The organism is Peribacillus sp. P4_C12, from assembly GCF_056402095.1.
The window spans coordinates 1-565 of the sequence record NZ_JBFUIB010001187.1 but is presented as its reverse complement, the minus strand read 5'-3'; the positions used below and the strand labels follow the sequence as shown (position 1 = coordinate 565).

At 42.9% G+C, this 565-nt stretch carries 1 protein-coding gene; it reads right to left on the bottom strand.

Annotation, left to right across the window (positions count from 1 at the left end; genetic code table 11):
* Positions 1–565: SPOR domain-containing protein (locus tag AC1DUW_RS32055; protein ID WP_477644610.1), on the bottom strand; the 565-nt coding region annotated here is incomplete at both ends.

The window sequence follows — 565 nt, the reverse complement described above, 5'->3', positions numbered from 1 at the left end:
AATCCGTACAAGTGAAATCATGCTTTGCAAAGTTTAAATTATCACCAATGCCTCCACATCCACGGATCAGGCCAGGTTTGCGGTTAAGGCCATCCAATTCTCTCATTGCAGCATCAGATGCCGTAACTGAAAGTTTAGTTTCTACTGAAGCTATCTGTGCCCTATTTCCGGATAAAACCAGGCTTGTCCTGCCATTTACCGCTTCGCTAATGAGTTCGCCACTAATCATGGAAGCACCAGCAAGATCCCCTTCTGTACCATCACTCGGTCCCATTACAAAATATCCACCGTTTACAGTCGCTATCGCACCAGTACGGGCTGAAATGYTAGTTAATTTTTCCTTCCCGGGTACTATCTCAGTTCCCAGTTCAGGTAAAACTTTTCCTTTAAACTTCTTTGGATCGATTTCTAAAATATTCACAACCCAAGGGCCCGTAGATTTCCCTCCATCTTCAGCCGAAAAAACAACGCGTGAATTACCATATCCTTTTCCTTTTAACTCATCTCTTAATTTGTTGGCATCTCTCTCCGATTTAAATGATCCAACACGTACAAGGTATCCAAG